Annotated in this window: 18 protein-coding genes and 6 pseudogenes; 10 read left to right on the forward strand and 14 right to left on the reverse strand. The window is 60.4% G+C overall.

The window, feature by feature from the left end:
• Positions 1-71 precede the first annotated feature (71 nt).
• From CGZ66_RS03225 to CGZ66_RS03235, 3 genes are read right to left on the reverse strand one after another with little or no spacing between them, the layout of a single operon-like run.
• Positions 72-1,004, reverse strand: coding sequence for a 2-oxoglutarate and iron-dependent oxygenase domain-containing protein (locus CGZ66_RS03225; RefSeq protein ID WP_095081531.1), 933 nt, complete (start codon positions 1,002-1,004; stop codon positions 72-74).
• A complete protein-coding gene (locus CGZ66_RS03230; protein WP_095081533.1) occupies positions 1,001-1,708 on the reverse strand; it encodes a class I SAM-dependent DNA methyltransferase in 708 nt (235 codons plus the stop codon). The genes CGZ66_RS03225 and CGZ66_RS03230 overlap by 4 nt, the downstream gene beginning before the upstream one ends.
• Entirely contained in the window at positions 1,708-3,060 is a 1,353-nt protein-coding gene (locus CGZ66_RS03235; protein WP_342586837.1) for an NAD(P)-dependent oxidoreductase, read from the reverse strand. The genes CGZ66_RS03230 and CGZ66_RS03235 overlap by 1 nt, the downstream gene beginning before the upstream one ends.
• Positions 3,061-3,447: 387 nt before the next feature.
• Between CGZ66_RS03235 and CGZ66_RS03240 the strand changes: the two are divergent.
• Positions 3,448-3,690, forward strand: a pseudogene (locus CGZ66_RS03240) (IS6 family transposase); the annotation flags it as partial.
• 319 nt (positions 3,691-4,009) lie between these two features.
• Positions 4,010-4,624, forward strand: a pseudogene (locus CGZ66_RS03245) (reverse transcriptase domain-containing protein); the annotation flags it as partial.
• Here the strand turns inward: CGZ66_RS03245 and CGZ66_RS03250 are convergent.
• Positions 4,610-6,277, reverse strand: a complete 1,668-nt coding sequence (locus CGZ66_RS03250) for a recombinase family protein (protein WP_095081544.1) — start codon at positions 6,275-6,277, stop codon at positions 4,610-4,612. The pseudogene CGZ66_RS03245 and the gene CGZ66_RS03250 overlap by 15 nt on opposite strands.
• Positions 6,278-6,423: 146 nt before the next feature.
• Positions 6,424-6,519, reverse strand: a complete 96-nt coding sequence (locus tag CGZ66_RS41640; RefSeq protein WP_425352257.1) for a hypothetical protein — start codon at positions 6,517-6,519, stop codon at positions 6,424-6,426.
• On the opposite strand from CGZ66_RS41640, the gene CGZ66_RS40585 reads away from it, so the two are divergent.
• The 3 genes and pseudogenes from CGZ66_RS40585 to CGZ66_RS03265 form a co-directional block, all read left to right on the forward strand.
• Positions 6,476-6,751, forward strand: a complete 276-nt coding sequence (locus CGZ66_RS40585; protein ID WP_245330986.1) for a hypothetical protein — start codon at positions 6,476-6,478, stop codon at positions 6,749-6,751. The two genes, CGZ66_RS41640 and CGZ66_RS40585, sit on opposite strands and share 44 nt — an antisense overlap.
• The gene (locus CGZ66_RS41645) at positions 6,708-7,001 is read left to right on the forward strand and encodes a group II intron maturase-specific domain-containing protein (RefSeq protein WP_425352258.1); all 294 of its coding nucleotides are present in this window, start codon (positions 6,708-6,710) and stop codon (positions 6,999-7,001) included. Before CGZ66_RS40585 ends, CGZ66_RS41645 begins: the two co-directional genes overlap by 44 nt.
• Positions 7,002-7,086: 85 nt before the next feature.
• Positions 7,087-7,533, forward strand: a pseudogene (locus tag CGZ66_RS03265) (IS6 family transposase); the annotation flags it as partial.
• Positions 7,534-7,767: 234 nt separating this feature from the next.
• On the opposite strand, the gene CGZ66_RS39745 reads toward CGZ66_RS03265, so the two are convergent.
• Positions 7,768-7,905 (reverse strand): hypothetical protein, encoded by a 138-nt coding sequence (locus tag CGZ66_RS39745; RefSeq protein ID WP_167391971.1) that lies wholly within the window; start codon positions 7,903-7,905, stop codon positions 7,768-7,770.
• A 362-nt stretch (positions 7,906-8,267) separates the two neighbouring features.
• On the opposite strand from CGZ66_RS39745, the gene CGZ66_RS41650 reads away from it, so the two are divergent.
• The 4 genes from CGZ66_RS41650 (at position 8,268) to CGZ66_RS41655 (ending at position 11,574) form a co-directional block, all read left to right on the forward strand.
• Positions 8,268-8,981 carry an NAD(P)-binding domain-containing protein gene (locus CGZ66_RS41650; protein ID WP_425352259.1) on the forward strand — a complete coding sequence of 238 codons (714 nt, stop codon included), beginning with the start codon at positions 8,268-8,270 and terminating at the stop codon, positions 8,979-8,981.
• Entirely contained in the window at positions 8,978-10,081 is a 1,104-nt protein-coding gene (locus CGZ66_RS03275) for an alcohol dehydrogenase family protein (RefSeq protein ID WP_095081551.1), read from the forward strand. The genes CGZ66_RS41650 and CGZ66_RS03275 overlap by 4 nt, the downstream gene beginning before the upstream one ends.
• Positions 10,082-10,154: 73 nt before the next feature.
• Complete coding sequence (locus CGZ66_RS40590) at positions 10,155-11,234, forward strand: class I SAM-dependent methyltransferase (RefSeq protein ID WP_425352255.1); 1,080 nt, start codon at positions 10,155-10,157, stop codon at positions 11,232-11,234.
• A gap of 172 nt (positions 11,235-11,406) precedes the next feature.
• Positions 11,407-11,574, forward strand: coding sequence for a group II intron maturase-specific domain-containing protein (locus CGZ66_RS41655; protein ID WP_095081553.1), 168 nt, complete (start codon positions 11,407-11,409; stop codon positions 11,572-11,574).
• 236 nt (positions 11,575-11,810) lie between these two features.
• Here the strand turns inward: CGZ66_RS41655 and CGZ66_RS41660 are convergent.
• Together CGZ66_RS41660 and CGZ66_RS03295 are read right to left on the reverse strand one after the other, a co-directional pair.
• Positions 11,811-13,030, reverse strand: a pseudogene (locus CGZ66_RS41660) (transposase).
• On the reverse strand, positions 13,027-13,158 hold the full coding sequence (locus tag CGZ66_RS03295) for a hypothetical protein (protein WP_425352256.1): 132 nt from the start codon (positions 13,156-13,158) through the stop codon (positions 13,027-13,029). Before CGZ66_RS03295 ends, CGZ66_RS41660 begins: the two are co-directional and overlap by 4 nt.
• A gap of 72 nt (positions 13,159-13,230) precedes the next feature.
• Here CGZ66_RS03295 and CGZ66_RS03300 point away from each other — a divergent pair, with 72 nt between their 5' ends.
• Positions 13,231-13,434, forward strand: coding sequence for an integrase (locus CGZ66_RS03300; protein WP_095081555.1), 204 nt, complete (start codon positions 13,231-13,233; stop codon positions 13,432-13,434).
• 81 nt (positions 13,435-13,515) lie between these two features.
• Here the strand turns inward: CGZ66_RS03300 and CGZ66_RS03305 are convergent.
• The 6 genes and pseudogenes from CGZ66_RS03305 to CGZ66_RS03330 form a co-directional block, all read right to left on the reverse strand.
• A pseudogene (locus CGZ66_RS03305) lies at positions 13,516-13,710 on the reverse strand (transposase zinc-binding domain-containing protein); the annotation flags it as partial.
• Between the two features lie 12 nt (positions 13,711-13,722).
• A pseudogene (locus tag CGZ66_RS03310) lies at positions 13,723-14,583 on the reverse strand (tyrosine-type recombinase/integrase).
• Positions 14,584-14,707: 124 nt separating this feature from the next.
• On the reverse strand, positions 14,708-15,253 hold the full coding sequence (locus CGZ66_RS03315) for a HEPN domain-containing protein (protein ID WP_095081557.1): 546 nt from the start codon (positions 15,251-15,253) through the stop codon (positions 14,708-14,710).
• Positions 15,254-15,611: 358 nt separating this feature from the next.
• Positions 15,612-17,846, reverse strand: coding sequence for a DEAD/DEAH box helicase (locus CGZ66_RS03320; RefSeq protein WP_095081559.1), 2,235 nt, complete (start codon positions 17,844-17,846; stop codon positions 15,612-15,614).
• Positions 17,818-19,137: an ATP-binding protein gene (locus tag CGZ66_RS03325; RefSeq protein ID WP_095081561.1), complete on the reverse strand. Its 1,320-nt coding sequence runs from the start codon at positions 19,135-19,137 to the stop codon at positions 17,818-17,820. Before CGZ66_RS03325 ends, CGZ66_RS03320 begins: the two co-directional genes overlap by 29 nt.
• The gene (locus tag CGZ66_RS03330; protein ID WP_095081563.1) at positions 19,134-21,848 is read right to left on the reverse strand and encodes a TerB N-terminal domain-containing protein; all 2,715 of its coding nucleotides are present in this window, start codon (positions 21,846-21,848) and stop codon (positions 19,134-19,136) included. The genes CGZ66_RS03325 and CGZ66_RS03330 overlap by 4 nt, the downstream gene beginning before the upstream one ends.
• Positions 21,849-21,911: the final 63 nt, after the last annotated feature.

A 21,911-nucleotide genomic window follows, 5' to 3' on the forward strand; every position in this document is an offset into this window, starting at 1 on the left:
TTCGCGCTCCCCATCAAGTTAAGGTGACAACGCCGTCACCATATATGCGCAGCATGACAAAGCCGAACAACCTACTGCAACTCTCGCGCCCGTCCGGCGCCATTCCCGGTTTCCCAGATCGAGTCGAAGTTGCGCAACATCACTTCCGCGACGCTGAAGGTTTGCTTTCCTTGCCGGGAAGTCAGGCGGGCGTCGATGTTGGGATAGATAAAAAAGGGAAGGGAAATTCGTTCGGCCGGACCAGTGTGCACGACCTGATGGGGCGTGCTCTTGAATCGGTCATCGCTCAAGGCTTGAAACATGTCGCCCAGATTGACTACGAGACTGTCGGGCAGGCTCGGCGCCGGCACCCAGCGCCCCCCGAACCACACCTGCAAGGAGCGCGTGGGGAGTTCCTCTTGCAGCAGCAGCGTGAAGAAGCCATTGTCGGTATGCTTTCCGGCCATGCCGCCGCTAGATGGATACCGGATCACGCGCTGCAGCACCGTCGGCGGGCTGAAATGGCGTTGGAACCAGCCCTCCTCCATATCGAGCAGGTTGGCCAGCGCGTTCCCGAGTTGCGGCACAACCTCGTTGACCACGGTAGCTTGCAAAGCAAGCAGGCTTCGAGCGAAACCAGGAGCCAACGCGTCGTCCGGAAGGCGTGTGCAACCAGCAAACGGACGCCGGTCGGCTTCGTTGTCGATTCCGAGGTCGAACATTTCCTTCGGATCGGGGCCGGTCTCGGGATGCAGCACCTCGCCGTACAACGGACTGTATCCACGGGCGGAAGTGGGGTACACCTCTTGCGAGGCGTGACCGTAGCGTTCCTTAGTCGACTGAGGCAATCCGAAGAACCGGCTGGAAGCGTCGATGGCTTGTGCGATCTGTTCCTTCGGGATTCCGTGCTCGACAAGGTAAAAGAACCCGTACTCCTCGCAGACCACACGTAGGCGCTCGCGCTCTTCGTGCCGCGATGCATCGGATGACAGTTTCGCCAGTGAGATTTGCGGTAGTGTGGTCATAGCTGCTGCTCCGTGGGTGCGTTGGCTTTATCCGTCACTTGGAGAACCCAGTAATGCGCCCCCTCCTCGGCGAGGTATTTGCCGTCGTTTAGACACTGTGCCGGCACCAGGATGCCCGCATCCTGCAGAGACCGTACCTCAGCTTCAAAGGATGTGGTCCCCGCATAGCTCTTGCGGGTGCTTGCGATGATAAATCCGTTGGGGCGCGTGACGCGGGCCAGTTCGCGCAGTGCGTCCGGTCGAACATGCCCTAGCGTTAAGACGCCGCAGCAGACGGTGATGTCATAGCTCCCGCTGGAGTATTCGAAGAGCGGCCCGTTAAGATCGACACCCGCTCGAACATGCTGGTAGACGCCGGTCTGCCGGGCCTTTTCGGCCATCTCCTCGGAGAGGTCGAGCCCTTCGATCAACCGGAAGCCGAGGCGTTCAAGCTGAACACCGACGAGGCCCGTTCCGCAGCCAGCGTCCAGGATCGCGGCAGCTGCTCGCTCATTGGCAAAATACGCTGTCTGCACGGCGCCCGCGAGTTCCGCAACCACCGTCGGCCCGCAATATCCGTCGCGGACAACATCCACTTCATAGGAACTCGCCCAATCGCGATAGAAGTTGGCCAAGCGACCAACGTCGCCGTCGAGGGCATGGGAATCCTTGATGCGCTTTCGTGCGGCTTCCTCAAGTGCGGTCCGTTGGTCGAGGGTATTCATCACAGTTCCTCCGTGTAGGGGCAGATGAGATGCGGCACGGTCGTCAGCGGCGGCGCAGTGGCACTGTCTAGATCTACAAGCTGCCCGTTGGCGTATTGCTCAGCATGGCTATCCGACCATGCAGAGGCGCCTACGCTCCAGGTGATAACGTCGTAGATCAGGGCATCGCTCAGGCCCATGCCGCGCCCAAGATCAAACGCCTCGTCAAGGATCAGGCGATTGACGTGGGTGACCTCGCCGACCAGCGACTTGAGCAAGCGTATCTGGATGTCATTGAGCGGGACGTCGTCGAGCGGAAACACATGCTCACGCTTCGGTTTGATCCGTCCGATGGGATCGGTCAGGAATTCTTGGTCTGGCGGATGCGCGGGGTCGGCACCGTACTTGGATGGCGCGCGATAGCCCGGCACTTGCAGTCGAACGCCGAAGACCACCTCCGCCAGCTCGACGACCCGCAGATGGCTGTCGTATCGGCCGAACTTCCGTCCCGCCTCGCTATAGCGCCTTTCGACTGCGCGCCCGATCGGCAATCCCACGCCGAGTTCGTCGGCCAGCTGGACTGTCAAGCCCATATCCTTCACCGCGATCTCCAGAGTGCAAGAGCGATCGTAGCTGCCATCCAGGAGAAACGGGACGAACTGCTCGGTTGCAACGGAGTTTGCGGACGAGGCGACAAACTTGCGCCACGCCTGCTGCGCTGGAACGCCATCTCGCACGCTTCGGCAGAGCGCGTGGCCGCTCGCAACGGCCGCAGTGTAAAAGAGCAGGTTCGTTAGTAATTTGACTGATTGGCCCTGACCGATGTCTCCGACATGGAAGGAGACGGCTCCCATGATTTGCAACACCGTCTCGCAACGCACATAGGCCTCCGGTGGCCCGCCGACGAAGAAGCTGACATTGGCGAAATCGACCCCCATGTGGGACAAGTTGCTCACGGGCGCTTCTAGTGAATCCACACCAATTGCTGCGGCCAGGCGGGCGATCTCGATCGTGTTGTGGTAGTCGGTGGTGGACGTATCGATCCACACGCTCGCCGGTGCCATTCCGGCTAGAGCGCCTTGCTCGCCCGTCATGTTGTCAAAGACGTCGCTTGGCAGCGGCAGACAGGTGATGACAATTTCGCAATTGCGGGCCGCGTCTCGCGGTGCGTCATGCCACCGTGCTCCCTTTTCCCGCACGTCTCTCGCAGCCGCAGGATCGATGTCGTAGACGTCCACTTGATAGCCGGCTTGCAGGAGCTTGGCGATCATCGGTCGCCCCATGCTGCCGGTACCAATGAATCCGATGCGTTCGACGTTGCGGAAATGAGCGTCGCTTACAGCCTCTACGATAGACACTAGAATTCCTTTCACAAGTACAGTCGCGATTTTCTCTTCATTTATGTCCGATAGTACCTCATAGTATGTCCTATAGTACCTCATAGATGGAATAAACACCGGATTTGCGTTATCAGCAAGGGAAGATATATAAAAAAGAGTTTGCATTTTCATTGCGAGTTTACGGAAGATGATTAAAGTTTTGGTGGACAAAGTTCACGATTGTGGGTCGTATAAAGGGCGGAGTTAGAGCGGCTTTTTTGTTGACAGCTCGGCGACAACTCGGGCTCGAGACGGTCACGCGCTATCGGCCGCTGAGACGTTCGGCGTCGTGCGGGTACGGCGGAAGCTGGAACCTTCAGGAATGGCAGGGGCGATGTCACGGTAACGGCTTATGAAGAGCCTCGCGATAGACACACTTGCATGAACACCTCGCCGATCAGCTACAAGCGCCATCGTTTCCCACCTCAGATCATCGCCCATGCGGTGTGGCTCTACTTTCGGTTTCCGCTGAGCCTGCGCTTGGTCGAGGAAATGCTGCTGGAGCGCGGCATTGTCGTCTCCTATGAAACGATCCGCCATTGGGGAAACAAATTCGGGCCCGACTACGCGCGTCGCCTTCACCGCAAGAAGCCCAGCCGGAACGATGTGTGGCACCTAGACGAGGGTGCGCCACGAAGGCGCGAAGGAGGAGCTATGATTTAGGCCCTTCCATAGCAGCTATGCTGCACAGGAGATGAGGGATGGCCCCTCGAAACCGGCTTGCAGGAGCGGGTTTCAAACCACCGCAAGCTGCTGTCGTAAAGAGCGATGGTGGTGAGCGTTGAGGAAAAGGCGGGACTTGATCCCGTCAGGTGATATGCAAGGAGACGAGCGTAAGCGAACCGCTGACGACGTGTCGAAAGGTGCATAGATGGCGTCCGGCATGAAGGCGGCGTGACCTTGCTTCAGGCTCTTGTGTGGAACGTGGGAACCTGTCGCCCCGATGCGAAGGGAGACATCCAAGTGGAAGCACCATGAGGATCCGAGGATTCCCAAACGTGTTGTTTGGGAGGCTTATCAACGGGTAAAGGCGAACCTGGGGGCAGCCGGGGTCGATGATCAGTCGATCGAAGATTTTGACCGGGATGTGAAGAACAACCTGTTCATGCTCTGGCACCGATTGTCGTCGGGCAGCTACTTTCCGTCGCCAGTCAAACGGGTCGCGATCAAAAAGCGGCAAGGTGGTACAAGGCCGTTGGGCATTCCAACGGTCTCAGATCGCATTGCACAAGGGGTGGTGAAGGCATACCTGGAACCGGAATTGGAAAGACATTTCCACGCCGATTCCTATGGGTACAGGCCGGAAAAGTCGGCACTTGATGCCGTAGGCATGGCAAGGCAGAGATGCTGGCGCCATGACTGGGTTCTCGATCTCGACATTCAGGCCTTCTTCGACACCATTCCACACGACCTGCTGCTACGGGCGGTGCGAAAGCACCCCGACTGCACGTGGGGGTTGTTATACATTGAACGGTGGCTGACAGCCCCCGTGCAACTGGAAAACGGCACCTTGGAACCTCGGGAGAGGGGGACGCCACAGGGCTCAGTTATCACTCCCTGAACGCAAAAGGTAACTTTTGTCAGCCGATGGCGATTTCCCGTTGGAAGGCGATGACGCTTTTCCGGGCGGCGGTATCGTCGTCTGCATCGGGAGCGAGTGGCGGATGATGACGGTATCGTCGTCGACCAAGACGTCCTTGACCAGCAAGCGGACAATCCTCTGTCGGTCGCTGACGTCCAGCGATTGCGCCGATGCCCGTAATTTCTGGAGGAAGGCGGTCAGCGTCTCGGCGAGACGCAGGAATGTCATGCGATCGGCGGCCTGATCGCGGATCGCCTGCAATTCGGTGCGCATGGTCTGCTCGCGGGCACGCAGCTCCGGCATGCGACGGCGCAGTTCCTCCAGCGACAGGAGATCCTCCTGGTAGGCGGTCACCAGCCGTTCCATGCTCTTGCTGACGCGCACGAGTTCCCGTTCGAGGGCCTCTTGCCGCCGTTTCGTCGGCTCAGCCGCACGGGCCGCGTCAAGGCGCCGGTCGAGCTCGGCGCGGATCAGCGTGGGGTCCTCGATCAAGCGCATCACCTCCCGCCACACCACTTCATCGAGCAGGTCCTGACGGATCGGCCGGCTGTCGCATACAGATCCGCCGAGATGGCGCCAGCTATCCGCCCCGAGGCAGCGGTAGTAGTGGATTTTGCGCGCCGACGTACGGGTCGATGTGCGTGATAGCGCGTAGCCGCATTTGCGGCAGGACACCAGCCCCTGCACGATGCTCGGTTCGATGGTCCGGCGCGGGGCGAAGCGCTTGTTGTCGGTCAGGCGTTCGGCCGCCAACGCGAAAGTTTCTTCCGTCACGATGGCGGGAACGGGCACTTCGATCCATTCCTCGCGCGGCCGCTCGTGCTGGCTGGTATTCTCGCTGAAGCCCGCCCGGCCCGACAAGCGGAACGGCTTCGTCACCTTCTGCCGCGGTGCGACCTGTGTCTTGCCGAAGCAGGCCGTTCCCTTGTAGGCGGGATTGCGTAACATCCCCCACACCACCGACCGTTCCCAGCGGGTGACGCGCCGGCGCGTCAGTAGTCCCATCTCGTTGAGAAGGCGAGCGAGGGCGCCAATGCTCAGGCCGCCGACCGTATAGTTGTCGAACACCAGTCGCACCACTTCCGCCTCGACTGCATCGACCTCATAGCGCGCCGGCGCGTCATTCGTCTTACGAATATACCGATAGCCGTAGGGCGCCCCACACAGCACGGAGACTTCGCCGGCCCTGGCCCGGTGGCGCTTGCCGCGCCGCGAGCGTTCGAGAATTTGGGCCCGTTCGTACTCGGCGATCATGCCTTGGAACTGCAGCATGAGCTGGTCTTCCGGGGTGCCGGAATGCGGCGCTTTGATGAAGACGGTCTCGACACCGTGACGAGCAAACTCCTCCGTCAAGAGAACCTGATAAGCATATTTTCTGCTCAACCGATCCGGGGAATGGATCAAGACAGCCTGGATGTGGCCCTCGGCCGCCAGGTCGCGCAATCTCTCCAGCCCCGGCCGCAGCAGGCTGGCACCGCTGAACCCCGCGTCTTCGATGATCCATTCATCGGGCACGCTGAACCCTTGCTCGCGGGCGAACGCGACCAGCGCCGCCGTCTGGCTGGCAATCGTGTTGTCCTCCTTCTGCTGATCGGAGGACACCCGGGCATAGATCGCTGCGCACCCCATCGCTTCCCTCCCTTACCCGTGGACCCGCGCCGACGATGCGAACCCGCTCCGCAACCAGGATCCCGTAGACCTGTGCCAACTTGGCTGGCAGCAGGCGGTCAAAGACGGGCTCGAGAAGGACGCTGCGAACATCGCTCTCCCGCCGCTCAGCCATGGCCGTCGGCTTCGCCGAGAAACGCCCGAAGCGCCCGACCCACCATGGCGCTGATCGTCGTCCCTTCCGCCGCCGCCCGCGCTCGAATCGCGTCGACCAAACTGGGCGGAAGCTTGAACGTCACTGCCGTCGTGGGCTCGGTCACTGGCACCGGCCAGCCGATCGCCTGCGACTTTCTCGGCTACACCGAGACTGGCAATGAACCGATGGGGCAAGACCATCGTCAACTTCAGTCCGGGTATCAGCAACCAAGCCACGAAAGCCATCCGTCAGACAATGCGGGACTGGCAGCTGGACTGTCGTATCGACAAACGCATTAACGACCTGGCCAAGATGTTCAACCCGATCCTTCGTGGGTGGATCAACTACTATGGTCGTTACCACAAATCGGTACTTTCCCGAGCATTGATGCATCTCGATCTGCGCCTGGCACGCTGGGCGATGTCGAAATATCGCCGCCTGAGACGCCATCGTCGGCGTGCGCGGTACTCGGTCCAGGACGTAAGGCGTCGGGAGCCAGCGCTGTTTGCACATTGGCGATTGCTGTATCGGGCAACGGCTGGACGGTAGGAGCCGGATGAGTGGAGACGCTCACGTCCGGATCTGTGAGAGCCTGGGGGTGAAATTCGCCCGGGCCACTCGACTGGCCGTCACCATCGCCGGCAGACAGCACTGGTTGTGGCGCGCGGTCGATCAGGACGGCTGTGTACTTGATGAGATCGTCCAGAACCGGCGCAACACCAAGGCGGCAAAGCGATTGCTGATCCGGCTCCTCAGAAAGCAGGGTCTCACGCCGAAGCGGATGGTCACCGACAAGCTGCGTTCCTACGGCGCGGCGCGGCGTCAGGTTATGCCGAACGTCGAGCATCGATCGCACAAAGGCCTGAACAACCGCGCCGAGAATTCACATGTGCCACTGCGAAAGCGTGAGAACGCCATGCAGGGCTTTCGATCATCAAGAGGCCTGCAACGGTTCGTGTCGATCTTCTCAGGTCTCCGAAACCACTTCGTTCCGTCCCACCACCAACACTCCGCCTTCCAGATACATCTCCACCGACTTACCGCCATAGCCGAGTGGAAAGCAGCGACTGCAGCCGCCTGAAATCGACCCACTTCGACTTCGCGCTCCCCATCAAGTTAAGGTGACAACGCCGTTGTTTGTTCCCGCAGTGGTGACGGCGACGCTTCCGGAACCGGCGCCGACGCGTCCAGCACGGCCACGGAAGCGGAAGACGCCCGGGAGTGCTGGTGTCACCGAGCTTGAGATCGACGGCCATGCGGGTCGGTCGGGGAGCCGACACCAAGATTGTTGCGGCGGTGATCCGTGCGCTGAAGCCTACGTCGTGATCGGGCCGACGGGCGCCGTCAAGGTCATGGTGGCGACGAAGCCCGGTGGACTTCCGCAAAGGTGCGGAAGGGGCTGGTTGCGCTGGTGCGTGAGCATATGGGCGCCGATCTGCCAGAAGCTTGTCATTCAGCGGTTCTGGTGAGGTTTGTCGCCTGCACAAAAACCTCTTGCAGACGGGGCTGGCCATGCCTTCTATCTGTCATACATCAAATGAAAGTCAATTGTATTTAACAATAGCTCAATGAATTATTCATTTATATATACTTGTCTTTGCCATGAGTGCGATGGATATTCCTTTGCTGTCGATATTGACACTTATCCAAGTCAAATCGTGAATTACTTGCAAAAGGATGTCCCATGGCTGCTGTAGAGGCTAGAGGAAGCGCTGTGCACACTATTCATATCCACAATACCGACGCAGCATGGGGGGGGGCGACTGATGATCGCCAAGCTCCTGGGAGCCGCCTATCGGGGTCGATGTCTACGATATCGAGCCCACGGCCTCGAAAGACGTTGTCGAAAAGGGAGCACGGTGGCATGACGCACCGCGAGACGCGGCCCGCAATTGCGAAATTGTCATCACCTGTCTGTTGCTGCCACACGACGTCTTCGACAACATGACGGGCGAGAAAGGCGCCTCGGCCGGATATGGGCACCGGGGAGCGTGTGGATCGACACGTCAACTACCGACTACCCACACGATCGAGACCGCCCGCCTGGCTGCAGCAATTGGCGTGCATTCGCTAGAAGCGCCCGTAGCAACTTGTTCCACATGGGGGTCGATTTTGCCAATGTCAGCTTCTTCGTCGGCGAGCCATCGGAGGGCGTTGCGAGGCCGTATCGCAAACCATGAGAGCCGCCTCCCTCCATGTCGGAGACAGCGGTCAGGGCCAGTTATTCAAACTACTGACGAACCTACTCTTTTACGCTGCAGCCGCCTCGATGTTCCGTTTGCATCTCCATTGTTAGGGCGCGATCTTCGCGCGCCGGATACAACCATTCGAAAGATTGATATCGTGGTGCTCGGACCCTTTTGGCGAATTGTCCTTAGCCATTCCCATCCCGCAATGGATCCGGTTTCCGGACAGGCCAGACAGATTGAAGGCTATGCTCCCTGCGCGCCTGGCATTGGAGTCGCCCGGAAATCGGAAGTCTCGACCCTCCGGTATCGACAATCTCGTACCCTTGGAGAGCAATTATGAGCTTGAAGACATTGATGCGAGCGGTCATCCTCACTGGTCACGGCGGTCTTGAGAAGCTTGAGTATCGTGAAGATTGGCCCATTCCGGCGCCGCGCGCCGGAGAAGTGCTCATCGAGGTTGGCGCATGCGGTCTGAACAACGCCGACATTAACACGCGGACGGCTTGGTACTCCAAGCGTGTCACCGAAGGCATTACGCCCACCAGTGGAAGCGCCGGATTTGCAGAGGCTCAGTTCGACGCAGGCAGTTGGGGAAGCTCTGCGATAAGCTTCCCGCTTATTCAAGGCTCCGATGTCGCGGGCAGGATCGCCGCGGTCGGTGATGGCGTGGGTTCTACTCGGATTGGTGAAAGGGTCATCGTGGATCCTTGGCTTCTCGGTTCGGGAGACTGGATGAATCCTTCGAGCGCCGTCTACTTCGGATCGGAATGCAACGGCGGCTTTTCTGAATTCACGACTGTACGCTCCGAAAACGCGCTCCGCGTTGACTGCGATTTGTCCGACGCCCAACTCGCAACGTTCCCTTGCGCCTACGCCACGGCAGAGAATTTGGTGGCGCGCACAGGCTTGAGGCCGGCAGAAACCGTCGTAATCGCCGGCGCTTCTGGGGGCGTGGGAACTGCTGCGATCCAGTTGTGCCGATTGCGCGGAGCTCGGATCATCGCCATTGCATCACGGTCCAAATCGAGCGTTTTGAGGAAGCTTGGCGCCGACGCCGTGATCGATAGGGAGACGGCGGAAATGTCCGAGGCGATCCGAACGGCGGCTGGCGGCGACGTCGACGTCGCACTCGACGTCGTGGGAGGCCGTATCTTCCACCATCTCGTCCGCGCCTTACGCCAAGGTGGACGCTATTCGAGTTCCGGCGCCATTTCGGGACCAGTAGTCGATTTTGACCTCAGGCAACTCATCTACAAGGACCTTCAACTGACCGGTGCGACGATCGTGCCGCCGGGAACGGCAAGGCGATTGGTCGATCTGATTGAACGTGGCTTGCTGAGGCCTCTCCTTGCAGCGGAATATACACTGCCGGATCTTGCAAAGGCGCAACAGGCTTTCATGGAAAAGCTACACGTTGGGAATATCGTCGTTACTGTCTGATATGAAGTGTTCCTGAAGCGCGAGATGGAAATTGCCGTCGGCTGGCTGGAGGAGATCGGCCCCGGTGTTGCTTATGCATGGCGAATTCGGCGAACAGTTTTCGGGCTTCGTCTTCACGAATCACGCTTGGACGCAGAGCTACGGATCACGCGTCCGCCCGCTGATGATCTATGGCGACGTTTTGCGCCCCCAGCCGATGACCGTTTCATGGTGGCGTTATGCAGAGTCGCCGACGGACAAGGCCAGGAGAATGCCCGCCGTAGAAGTGACGATCCTTAACTGGTCCTTGGTCCGGGAGGACATCCCGCGCAGCCAGACCTGCCAGCAGATCGGGCTCGCCGGACGACAAAACATCCAATCCTTCCCCATCACTGGAGAGCCAACTATGCAGTATCCTACGAATCTGACCAATGCCTTGGAATTCATCTGGGGTGAGGGCATCCTTTCGCCGGGCGGGCCGGAGGAGGTCGCGCAGATGCTGGAGGGCATCGACGTTTCCGGCTGCCGCGTGCTCGACATCGGTTCCGGCCTAGGCGGCATCGACGTGCTGCTTGCGGCCAAGCACGGGGCGTCCGCGGTAATCGGCATCGATGTCGAGCCGCAGCTGATCGACTCGGCCCGCGACTTGGCGGCGAAGGAGGGGCTCTCCGGGCGCGTCACCTTCCAGTTGGTCACGACGGGGAAGCTCCCGTTTGCGGATGCCAGCTTCAACCTGGTCTTCTCCAAGGACGCGATGGTGCACATCACCGACAAACTGGCGGTCTACTCAGAGGTTCTCCGCGTGCTGAAGCCTGGCGGCTGGTTCATTGCCGCGGATTGGCTCTGGTCCGAAAGCGCCGCCGAGAGCGCCGTCGTTCATGCCTGGCTCTCTAAAATGCAATTGACATTCGCCTTTACGCCGCCCGCGGCCGCCCTCCGGGCACTCATCGAAGCGGGTTTCGCCGAACCGAAGGTCAGCGATCTCCGCCGTGAGCTGCAGGAAGCCAACCGCAAGGAGGTGGCGCTGCTCGAAGGTCCGATACGCCAGAAGCTTGCGGCGATCGTCGGCACGGAGATGGCCGAGAACCGTCTCGCCAGCGCCAAGGGCCGTCAGGGGGCGCTCGATTCCGGCGATCTCATCCCTTGCCATCTCAGCGGCCGCCGCCCGACCTAATACTCCAGTTGCGGATCATTAATTGTCTGGTTCCCTTCGATAGGTTATGAAGGGAGCCATGTTTTGTCGCGTCATGGTCAGGGTCGTTGCTGACTTGGGAGCAGGAACTCAGAGCGGCGCAGGTTGGGCGTATCGACAAACGTATTGACGACCTGGCCAAGAGTTCAACCCGATCCTTCGTGGGTGGATCAACTACTATCGTCGTTACCACAAATCGGCACTTTCCCGAGCATTGATGCATCTCGATCTGCGCCTGGCACGCTGGGCGATGTCGAAATATCGCTGCCTGAGACGCCATCGTCGGCGTGCGCGGTACTGGGTCCAGGCGCACGCGCCATAGTGGCAAGAGCCAGATCGCGAATTGCATCGAGCATCCGCGCGCCGTCACAGCCTTTGTCCCCGGTTCCACGTCGCCAGAGCAACGTTGGCCGGTTCGATCTCCGGGCCGCACTATCGCCGGCGGAAGCATCAACCTGATCCGAAAGTTTCTGCATTGGCACTTGCTATTTTTGGGATTCGGGAGGCGTTGGTGCGTGGATGGGGACTTGAGCGGATGCCAGTCTTTGATGGAGCTGTCTACGCGGTGGCTCCATTACGGCGGACGGATTTCGGGCGTGCGCATTCGAGCAGGCGGTTGAGGACTGTGCAGCCGATGGCGATTGCCGTCTGCTGAGCATGAAACGACCGGGCAGACGCCGCCCGATGAGGGCCTTGTATCGCCCGATGGCGATCTCGACCAGCGCGCGCTTACCATAGCCGGTGGTGGCCTACCATTTCATTCGACCGTCTCTGCCGATTGCTGTGATATGCAGATCCCTTTGGCCGGGAGGTTCGGTGTCGGCGCGCTCGACCGCGTTAGCACGCGGCGGAATAACGATCACAGCGCCGGCGCTGTGGTTGATGACAGCGTCGTAGGTCGGCTTTCCATCATAGGCGCCGTCGGCGGTGAACTGTCCGACCGGGCGACTGATCTGGTCGAGCAACGGGGCCACCTGCGAGGCATCGCCTGTGTCCCATTCGGTCATCGCGCGGGCGATGATCTTGCCGACGTCGAGCATCCGTCGCACGTCGGCAGGCGAGTAGATATGGGGCTTTCGCCATTGCTTGGCGGCCTCCTTCCTCGGTCTCGGATCCGGTCGCCGCACAGGCATCGACGGGTCGCGGTGACGAAGGATTTTCGCAAAGACGCGCTTGAGCCTTTCGCATTCCTCCGCGTGGTCACGCGTGACATGCGTTGCCGCCCATCGATCTATCATGGCGCTCAGCGGTTCGGTTTCCGGTCCCGGATGCAACTGCAGGAACCGGTCGAACCGCAAGAGCAACAGGGGTTGCGAAGTGTATTTGTATCCTCTGCGCCGCATCATCGCGACATGCTCGGCCATCATTTCGCCCAGCACGCTGCAGAACGGCCTGGGCTGGCGCAGTTCGGCAAGAGCCCGTTCCGGATCCCGCGACGCCAATGCCCTCCAGATCGGCATGCACTGCTTGATATTGCACTCATCGCGCAGAGCGACGACGGGATTGTGTTCGATCGCGCCGATTTCCACCAGGCGCTCGAGGAATCGGTCAATGATGCGGGTGCGGTGCAAGAGCCTGGATGTCGCCCGGCGAATGGCTGATTCTCGTAGCCAGGCCAGCAGCACCTCCTGATTGAGCGCCTCGTAACGTTCGGCGACATCCTGGAAGCCATGCAAGACCTGTCGATAACTGGTTCGGCTTTTCATGCTGCGCAGATCAAGGCTCGCGACATATCGGTCAATGGTCGCGCGGTCGGGATCGGGCCAGCGGGCGGTCATGCCGCCACCTCCATTCCCGGCACATCAAGCGCAATGGCCCTGAGGTCCTCGGTGGCGAGCTTGAGATAGGGAGCCGTCGATCCTGTCGAGCGGTGCCCCAGCACGTCGCCGATGATCTTTTGAGGCACCGCGACCCCAGCATCTCAACCGCGCGCGCATGCCGCCTATGTTGATCAAGACATAGCAGGCACACCTGCGCGATGATCATCCTGCAGGCGACGCAAGACATCCGGAAAGTATCGCTGTGGCTGGGCCATGCCACGCTGACGACCACCGAGGTCTACACACGCGGCGATCCAACCGAAAAGCTCGAAGCCATGGAAGCGATCGTGCCACCGCATCTGCGGCGCGGCACCTTCCAGCCGACCGACAAGCTGATGGCACTGCTCAAGAGCGCTTCGTAATGGTGAGCCGGGCCGGCGGCGAAATGCGTGAAAGAACGATCAGGTCGCCGCCAGCTCCCCATTACTGGATCTGCCCATAAGGCAGGAATTGTAGGCAACGCGGATCACCCCGCAGGACCGGCAGCCCTCGACATGGCCGCCCAGTTCGGCGGTCCGGCATAGCTCGATCGCGCTCATCACGCGGCGCTCGACGCGGCCGAGACGGCCATCATGGGCCTGCCGATACGCCTCTGCGTGGCGGCGAAAGATATCCGCCACCTCCAGTCTCGCCGACATCGGCGGAACCGATCAGCCCGGCGGCACCACCTCGATGTTCAGCCGGTCGAGCGGGCTCGTCGTACGCCGGATCAGGCCGTTCTAGACCCTGGTGTAGCGCGCCGTGCTCGACAGGTTGTTGTGGCCGAGCAGAACCTGGATGATGCGGATGTCGGTGCCGTTCTCCAGAAGATGCGTGGCGAAGCTGTGCCTGAGCGTGTGCACCGTCACCCGCTTGTCGATGCCGGCGGCCGCACGCGCCGAGCGACAAGCCGAATACAACACCTGCACATCGATGGGGCTATCGGCGCCGCGCCCGGGAAACAGCCACTCCTTCGGCTTCGCAAGCCGCCAGTAAACCCGCAGGATGCGCAGAAGCTGCGCCGACAGCATCACGGTCCGGTCCTTGCCGCCCTTGCCGTGCTCGACACGGATCACGCCGCGTTCGCTATCGATGTCGCCGACCTTCAGCCCGACGGTCTCCGAGGCGCGAAGGCCGGCTGAGTAGGCCGTCGTCAGGGCCGTGCGCGTCTTCAGGCTCGGCACCGCCTCCAGAAACCGGACGACCTCATCGGCGCTCAGCACTACTGGCAGCGTCCGTGGCGAGCGGGCGTAGACGATCCGTTCCGGGATCTCGGCATGGCCCAGCGTCACGCCATAGAAGAAACGCAATGCACAGACCGTCTGGTTCAGCGCCGGCCAGGAAATGCCCTGCGACACCAGATAAACCTGGAACGCACGGACTTCCTCCAGCCCCAGCCGGTCAGGGGAGCGGCAGAAATAGCGCGAAAACTTGGCCACCGCATGCACGTAGGATCGCTGGGTGGCCGGCGACAGATTGCGGATCGTCATGTCCTCGATCATGCGTCGGCGAAGAGGGCTCAACTCGGCCATCTCATTGCTCCTGTTCTCAAGATTGCGCTTCAACAGCCGCAATCCTTCAAAACAGAAGCCTCACACGCAAACCGACCCACAAAATGCCGCGTCAGCGGCTTCGTTCAATCCCCAACGATTCTACCTATTCGCCTGACGCTCTAGCTGTCGCAGCAGACGAGGAGGCCGCTGAGTCCCGGCCTTGAACCTCGCCGGCGGCAGGTAGGCCTGCCCGCTGCGATCCTGACGGCAGCGCCATCAACACAGTGACCTTTGCCGCCACCTCCTCAAGGGTGGCGGTGAGGCGATTTACCTGCGACGCGGTTGCGGCAAGTTCGGGGCCGTATCGGGTGACAAGATATTCCCGGTTCTGGCTGAGGGACTGAAGATGCCTGGCCGTTTTCGCGCGAAGGCGCAGGCCTGCCTCGATGGCGCGATCCGTGCGCTCCGACAGGTCATGCTGCATCTTGCGGATCTGATTGGGGTTGTGCCCACGGTGGAGCAAGAGCGCGGTCAAATAGAGTTCGATCGCATGGATCGCCGCCAATCTGAACGGCGCCCGGCTAAGTGGCTTGCCGGGTCGGCCGAGCTGAAGGAGGTGGTTTGCCGCCTTGCGGTATTCTTCCGCCAGCTCATGGACCTGCTGCGCGGATGCCAGCTCACCGGGATATTTGCGTTCTTCGGTCGCCATCTAGCGCGCGCCCTTTCCCTAAGAGCTATAGCCGCAAGTTGATCAGTATCAACAGCAAGAGGCCAGCAATGACCCAGGCTGCAATCCGTATGGAGGACAGGAGGCCGACCGTTTGAGGGTCGGCGGCCGGCGGCCGGCGGTCGGGTTGAGCCTGAACAATCGGGTCAGCCAAGTCTTCCGTACTTGCATCGCTATCACTCCACGCCTCCGTGTCTTCCGCTCGTTGATTCAGTTGCCGACGTCACAACAGAATTGAATGCCTGCGCCGATGAGCTCTCCGGTGTAGACGAACGTGATATCAAGAACCGGGCTGACACCGGACTCAGAGTTCGTATATTTTGTTCCAAGGATGAGAGCTTCAAAGTTTGGACGCGAGCACTTCCCCTGCCATCATCCCAAGGTCTTCTCCGATTCTTGAATGCGCTCTCGCCCACAGCCGCCGTAGCAAGGTCTCCGGCACCATCTCGTCGAATTTCGCCGTCCGAAGGTTCTCCACGAAACCCGCGATCGATTGAATGTCCGGCGGACGCTCAGCAATCTGTCGCAGGATTGCGGCAGCTTCATCTGGCGTCGTTTCGAGCACTGTGACCCCGACGTCGAGAACCACGCATTCTAGGCCAGCCGAAACCATAGCGAAGGCCAAGACCGAATTCGCGTCCGTTCCTCTCCACGTGAGGATATGGGTGTCCTTGCCTGCGCGCAGAAACCGTGATTGATCCAGCCCCAACAGCTTGTATGCTGCCCTTCCCTGCTCAAGGAAATCGGTTGCGGCTCCATCGAGATAGGCAGGGATTTCCGTCGACGACAGAACCGTCTGCATCTCGGTCGCAAGCCGGTCGTGAATCGGTTCGTTCATTAGGGCGTCGAATTTCGGGATCTTTCCGGATCGGTGCCTTTCGACTTCAATCACTTTTCCCCGGTCGTCCACGGCGACGATGCGCCACCGCTGGCCCGCGAACGAAATTACAGCGCCGACTCCCACTGGATTGGAGACAGGGATCGTCCCTAACGTGCGCCCTCCGGAGACCAGTCGCCACTCCTCGTCCGTCGAGAAAATGGCGTAGAAATCACGTGCGCTCGTGAGCCGTTCGCCGATCTCGCCAAGCATGATCGTCCCGTCTGGCGCCTGCTCGATCAGCCTTTGTTCCGGCGACGCCATTGTCCGGAGAAGCTCCACGTAGTCAGTCTTGTCGAGCGCGGACAACGGCCCGGCACCGCAAAGCAATCGGTACAACCGGTCAGCACGCGCGCCGCCTTCCTGGACAATCACTGAAAGCGTCTGGTGAAGCACCACTGTTGCGGTAGCGCTGTCCGTCGACGGGGGCTCGACGAACCGTTCAATCAGGAGACGGACTGAGGCGGTCGCTCGCACTGTCTCCAACCTCAGCCGATCTAGAGGATCGGAATCCGCGGCGAGGCTTCGCTCGCGCACATAGATCCGGAGAACGGCCGGGAAGCCACGCCGGCGTCCGCTGCGTCCAAGCCTCTGGCGCAATGACGCCAACGACCGCGGGGCGCCGATCTGTGCCACCGATTTGACCGAACCGATGTCGATGCCGAGTTCGAGCGTCGTCGTCGCCACGCCCGTGGTCGGAACATCGCCTTTCTTCAGCCGATCCTCAAGCTCCTCTCTAAGTTCCTTCGACAAGCTCCCGTGATGCGGGAAGAATTCGTTAGGCACGGTGGCTTTTTCGGACCGGATGCGGAGTCGGTCGGCCAACGCCTCGACACGCTTTCTCGATCCGGCGAAAGCAAGGTTGTTGGATCCCCGCAGGTTCGCAAAGACATGGTCGGCAATGAGATCGAGGGCGGTTGGGGGGCCTTCTTCGTTCTCGAGGCCATCAGAGTCTTCGACTTCCTCGGAATCGGCGTACGCCCTAACCTGAAGACGGAGCTCCGGTGAATCGGCTGCAGATTCGACGATCACTACAGAAGAAGGGTTCTCAGGCCTGAGCCAGAGCGCTGCGACGGCAAGGTCGCCGATCGTGGCCGAGAGGCCGATACGCCTTGCCGGCTTCTCGGCCAAATCATCCAGCCGACGGAGAAGGCTCGCGAGGTGCAGCCCCCGAGGTCCATTGAGGAAGGCATGCAATTCATCGATGACAATGAAGTCCAGCGAAGCCAACATGGCCTTCGCGTCGCCCGGACGGCGGAGCAGCATTGCCTCAATGGATTCCGGAGTGATCAGGACGAGACCGCGCGGATCGCGCCTCGCTCGCTGCTTCGCGGACTGCGGAGCGTCTCCATGCCAGCGGACTACGTCGATCTCCATCCGCTCGCATAGGTCATCGAGGCGGCGGAACTGATCGTTGATGAGGGCCTTGAGCGGGCTGACATATAGGACGGAAAAGCCGCCTTCTTTCCGATCAGCAACCTTCGTAAGGATCGGCAGGAAAGCCGCTTCCGTTTTTCCGGCTGCCGTGGCGGCAGCGATCAGGACGTCGTTCTCGCCGTTCAGGATCGCGGCGATCGCCTTGTCCTGGACGTCACGCAGTTCCTCCCACTTCTGTTCCCAGATCCAGCGCCGGATCGTCTCATGTAGCTTGTCAAAGCCGGAACGTTCCTCAGAGCCTGATGCTGGCAAGATTATCATCCCCGCCCTCGGCGCTGCCTTCGCTTTCGTCGGCTGACGGGTTCTCGACGTCAGGCGCGACGTCGACCCGCCCGAGAAGGCTTTCCCACCCTGTTCCAGGGTTCTGTTCAAGGACCGCCAAGAACTGGACGAACGCCTTGATCGTGTTGCGAGGCGTCCTGAAATAAGCCTCGCCGACGTGTTTGCTGCAATGTTCCATGAACGCAGGAAGCGCCTCATCCGGTACCAGATGCGTTGCCGGATCGCCATGTGCGAACACAGACCGGATATTGGACAAGAGAATAAGGAGATCCTCGGGCGTAAGGCTCTGCAAGCGAAGCACAGGGCCGGACAGGTCGACGAGGCCGTTCGTCGCGAAGGCGTTCTCCGCGAGACGCGACTGCAGTGCGGCGTAACTGTAAAGGCCCCGGCGAGTGTCCATAAGGAATTCGGGGGTGCCACCGAACACGAAGCCGATGCCGCCGAAATTCCCCTGAAGGACGTCGTTGAGCATGCGCAGAATTTGCTCAAAGTTCTGGTTGCGTGCCTGCGCGCTCTGGAGCTTGTACAAGTTCACCATTTCATCGAAGACAACGAGCAGGCCGGCATACCCGGCGAGCTTGACGAATGCCGCGAGCAATTTCAGCGCGTCATAAATGTCATTGTCATCGATGATGGTCCTGACGCCCAGCGCCTGCCTTGCTTCTGTCTTCGTTGAATACTCGCCGCGCAGCCACCGTAGCGCTGATGTCTTGAGGACCTCGTCCCCCTCCTCGCTGCCTCGCCAGTAGGCTTTCAACACGGTCGCATAGTCATAGCCGCCGACCTCCTCCTGAAGATGGGCTAGGCGTTCGTCTATGACGCGCTCGACAGGGACGCTTTTCCTTCCCGCTTCGTTCATGCAGTCAGTCACGAAACGCTCGACAACGCTCGGCAGCGCGCCTCCCTCGGGCTTCGTCCTGGTAGCCATATTCCGGACAGCCTCGGCATAGAGTCCCCTCGCCTGGCCGGCGGACGCATGAATCCTGCGATCGGGCCCAAGGTCGGCATGGATGGTCACGCATTTCCGTTCAAGCGCTATCAAGCGCACGAGATTCAGGAAGAATGTCTTCCCCGCCCCGTACTCGCCGATGACAAATCGGATCGCCGCACCGCCATCTGACAGACGGTCAATATCCCGGACCAGGGCTCCCACTTCCGCAGCCCTTCCGACCTGCACGTGGCGAAGTCCCGTCTTTGGGACGACACCGGCGGCAAGCGCCTGGAGGATGACGTCTCGGTCGCGCGATTTGATGGTCGTTCCTGTTGTCATCTTTCCGCTCCCGCCCCTTGGAGTTCTACCCGGACATGTTCAACGACCACAATGTGATCCTCTCCTTCGAGGATCGGTTCGTCGAACTTGTCGAAGCCCCATTCATTTATCGTTTCGATCGCGCCGTCCGGCAACAGCCGCAGTTTCCGCGCCACGTCTTCGAATGCGTCACGGCCTAGCTCTCCGGCTCCAAGAAGGCAGGAAAGCAGTTCGGAATGAGCCGCATCAAGTCCTTCAAACCTCGAGTCTCCTCGCGGGGTCGCCTCCATCGGGGCCGGAGGCGGAGAAAGCGGCTCGTCTTCGACAAAGATGCCTGCGAGAAGTTGGGAAACCGCTGACGTCTCCGACTTTATCCGTTCGAGCCGCGCAACGTCGATCCGTATGCCGGATGCTTTGGCTGCCGAGGCTTCGGCGGGAATGGGAACACCGCCCGTCCGTGTTTCCGGTGTGACGGCTATGGGCTCGTCTAGGACTACCGAACCGCGATGAAGCGCGGAATATAGATCCTCCACTCGATACCCAAGCGTTTTGTATAAGCGCTCGAGAAACTTCACCTCGTCCGGAGCGGCATGTCCATCCGCGAGCACCGCCGACGTGGCCGATCTAATCGCGCTGTCGCGCGCCTCGGCTTTAACACTGCGCAACCTCTGCATAGCAGATTGCCGGGCGGGAGCATCCTTCAGCAGCGTGCTTGCGTAGGCCATAAGCCTGGCGCGCTCAATTCCGCCGAGGCCGGGAACCGATCGGATGTCGCTCTTGATCGATTCGAATTCACTGATCTCGATCTTCCCATCAGAAGCGGCGGCAAGCGCAGCGACTTCGACCATGGCCTTGGCAGAAGCATAGCTTGGAGCCTCGCCATCCACGGGCGCCCCGTCTTTCGCCTTGAACAGTAGGACATAGCCGTCGGCATCGAGATTCCGGGCGCCGTATCTCCGGTCTGGCTCGAACCCTACATCGAGTTTGTCCATGAAGGCTCCGACTTGATTGCAGAACCCGGAGGGAAGTTTGCCTTTCGGTGGGGTGTCCACTCCCAATGCCGTGGCAAGTTGACCTACTCTGACCCCGGCAATGTTGCGGCCTCCGAACAGGTGTTCAACATTCCCTAGGACGGCGGTTCCCATTACCGAAGGCGATGTCAACAACTCCTTCGGCAACAGGAAGGCGGCCTCGATCGTGCCCTTCGCCTCTGGACTTTTCCCCAGCAGGCGGCTGTACGAGGCGAGTTCGTCGGTGCATGCATTGAGGAGGTCCCGCAAGCCATCGAGGGGCGCGGAAATCGCGGCGATGTCGGGAAGCGGCCCGGTCTCGCTGTCGGACAGGTCAAGCCTGCATTCGAAGCCGCCGCTCGCCGCATGATATTCGATCTTGAGCTTAGTTTTCGGCGGATTGACCTTGAGTCCTTGCGGATAGCGGGATGCGAACCGCATTTGCCAGAGGTCGGCTAGCTCGTCGAAACATCTCGTCGCAGGCGTTCGCAGATAAGTGTCGGGAAGTGAGAGAACCCAAAGGAGTGCGTCCGTGCCGTCGAAAGAAGTCGCTGAGGCGAGTTTGCGCCCTAGATGGAGCCTGACGGACAACGGCATCTCGTATCCGTTCCTGAGATCGGGCGAGAGTGCCGGGCGGCCCTTAACGAGCTCCGCAACGTCAAGGAATTTCGACGCGTAGTTCTTGAACGAATGATTTTCGCTGTGGAGGGCAAGGAGGCGCCTGACCTCCGCGATCAATACAGGCGTCTCGTCTTTGGCGGCGTCCACGAACAGGCGACGCTCAAGGCCGTAGAAAAACAAAAAGACATATCCTATGCCGATCCTCGGATCGTTCCTTCCGCCCGCAAGCCAGTCGAGATAAGTCCGCCTAGCGATGGGTGGAATGTTCGAATATGACGGCCAATAAGGTAGGAGGCTGCCCGATAGATCGCTGCCCGACGGGGCGACCGTGCACGACGGATCCACGAGGCAATTGGTTCCGCGGCCCGAACTCGTTCCCGTGAAGGCTCCGCCGAGATAAAACATGCCAGCGTCGATGGTCATTCCGCCCACCCGCACGCTCTCGCCGGACGGAATCCATCGGGCGGGAGTCCTGATCGCAGAGAGGCTGCCGCTAATTGGCGCCGACGGCCCTGGCAAACGCCGGTCCCACTGGTCTGGGCCTCCGGTGAATCTTGGATCGGGGTTAATTCGAGGATCCATCCACGCCTCTCTGGCTTGGGCCTGAGGTGGACCTTCGGCGAAGCTGCTACGCGTTGCGGCGATCTCGCGCAGCTGGGGTGGCTGAACGCTCCGTTCCTTATTCTTTACGGCGCCGTAGAAAAACCAGGCGGCCAACGCCACGCCCGCAAGCACCCACCCCATCGTCGCCCCCGGCTTGCTTTGGATGTTCTTTCCCCGAATAATTGCATATTCGGAAGCTCCGCGACAAATTCTTTGCCAGCCACTGAAGCATTTCCAGCAGTCGACGTCAGTGTCATTCGTGCTCGTTCGGCGATCCAAGCGTGTGGAGGCCTTGTGCCGCGGCAGGAACACCCCTAGTGGCATGAACTTAGCCGGGTTTTGACACGGACGGGTTAGCCGAGCTTTTCCCACAGCATATGGCGAAAAGTGCGGTTTGGGCGCATTGTGGTCAGCGCATCGGGGGCGGCAATGGACCATCGTGTCCGACTTAAGCGACGGCGCGAAGCAAGGTCGGTGACGCGATGTTCGCGACAGCATTCGAAGGGAAGCGGACGTTGGACTGTCGCAGCTGCACTCGCCGTTGCTGGCATTGCGGGATAT

The organism is Mesorhizobium sophorae (assembly GCF_002270415.1).
GTDB lineage: Bacteria > Pseudomonadota > Alphaproteobacteria > Rhizobiales > Rhizobiaceae > Mesorhizobium > Mesorhizobium sophorae.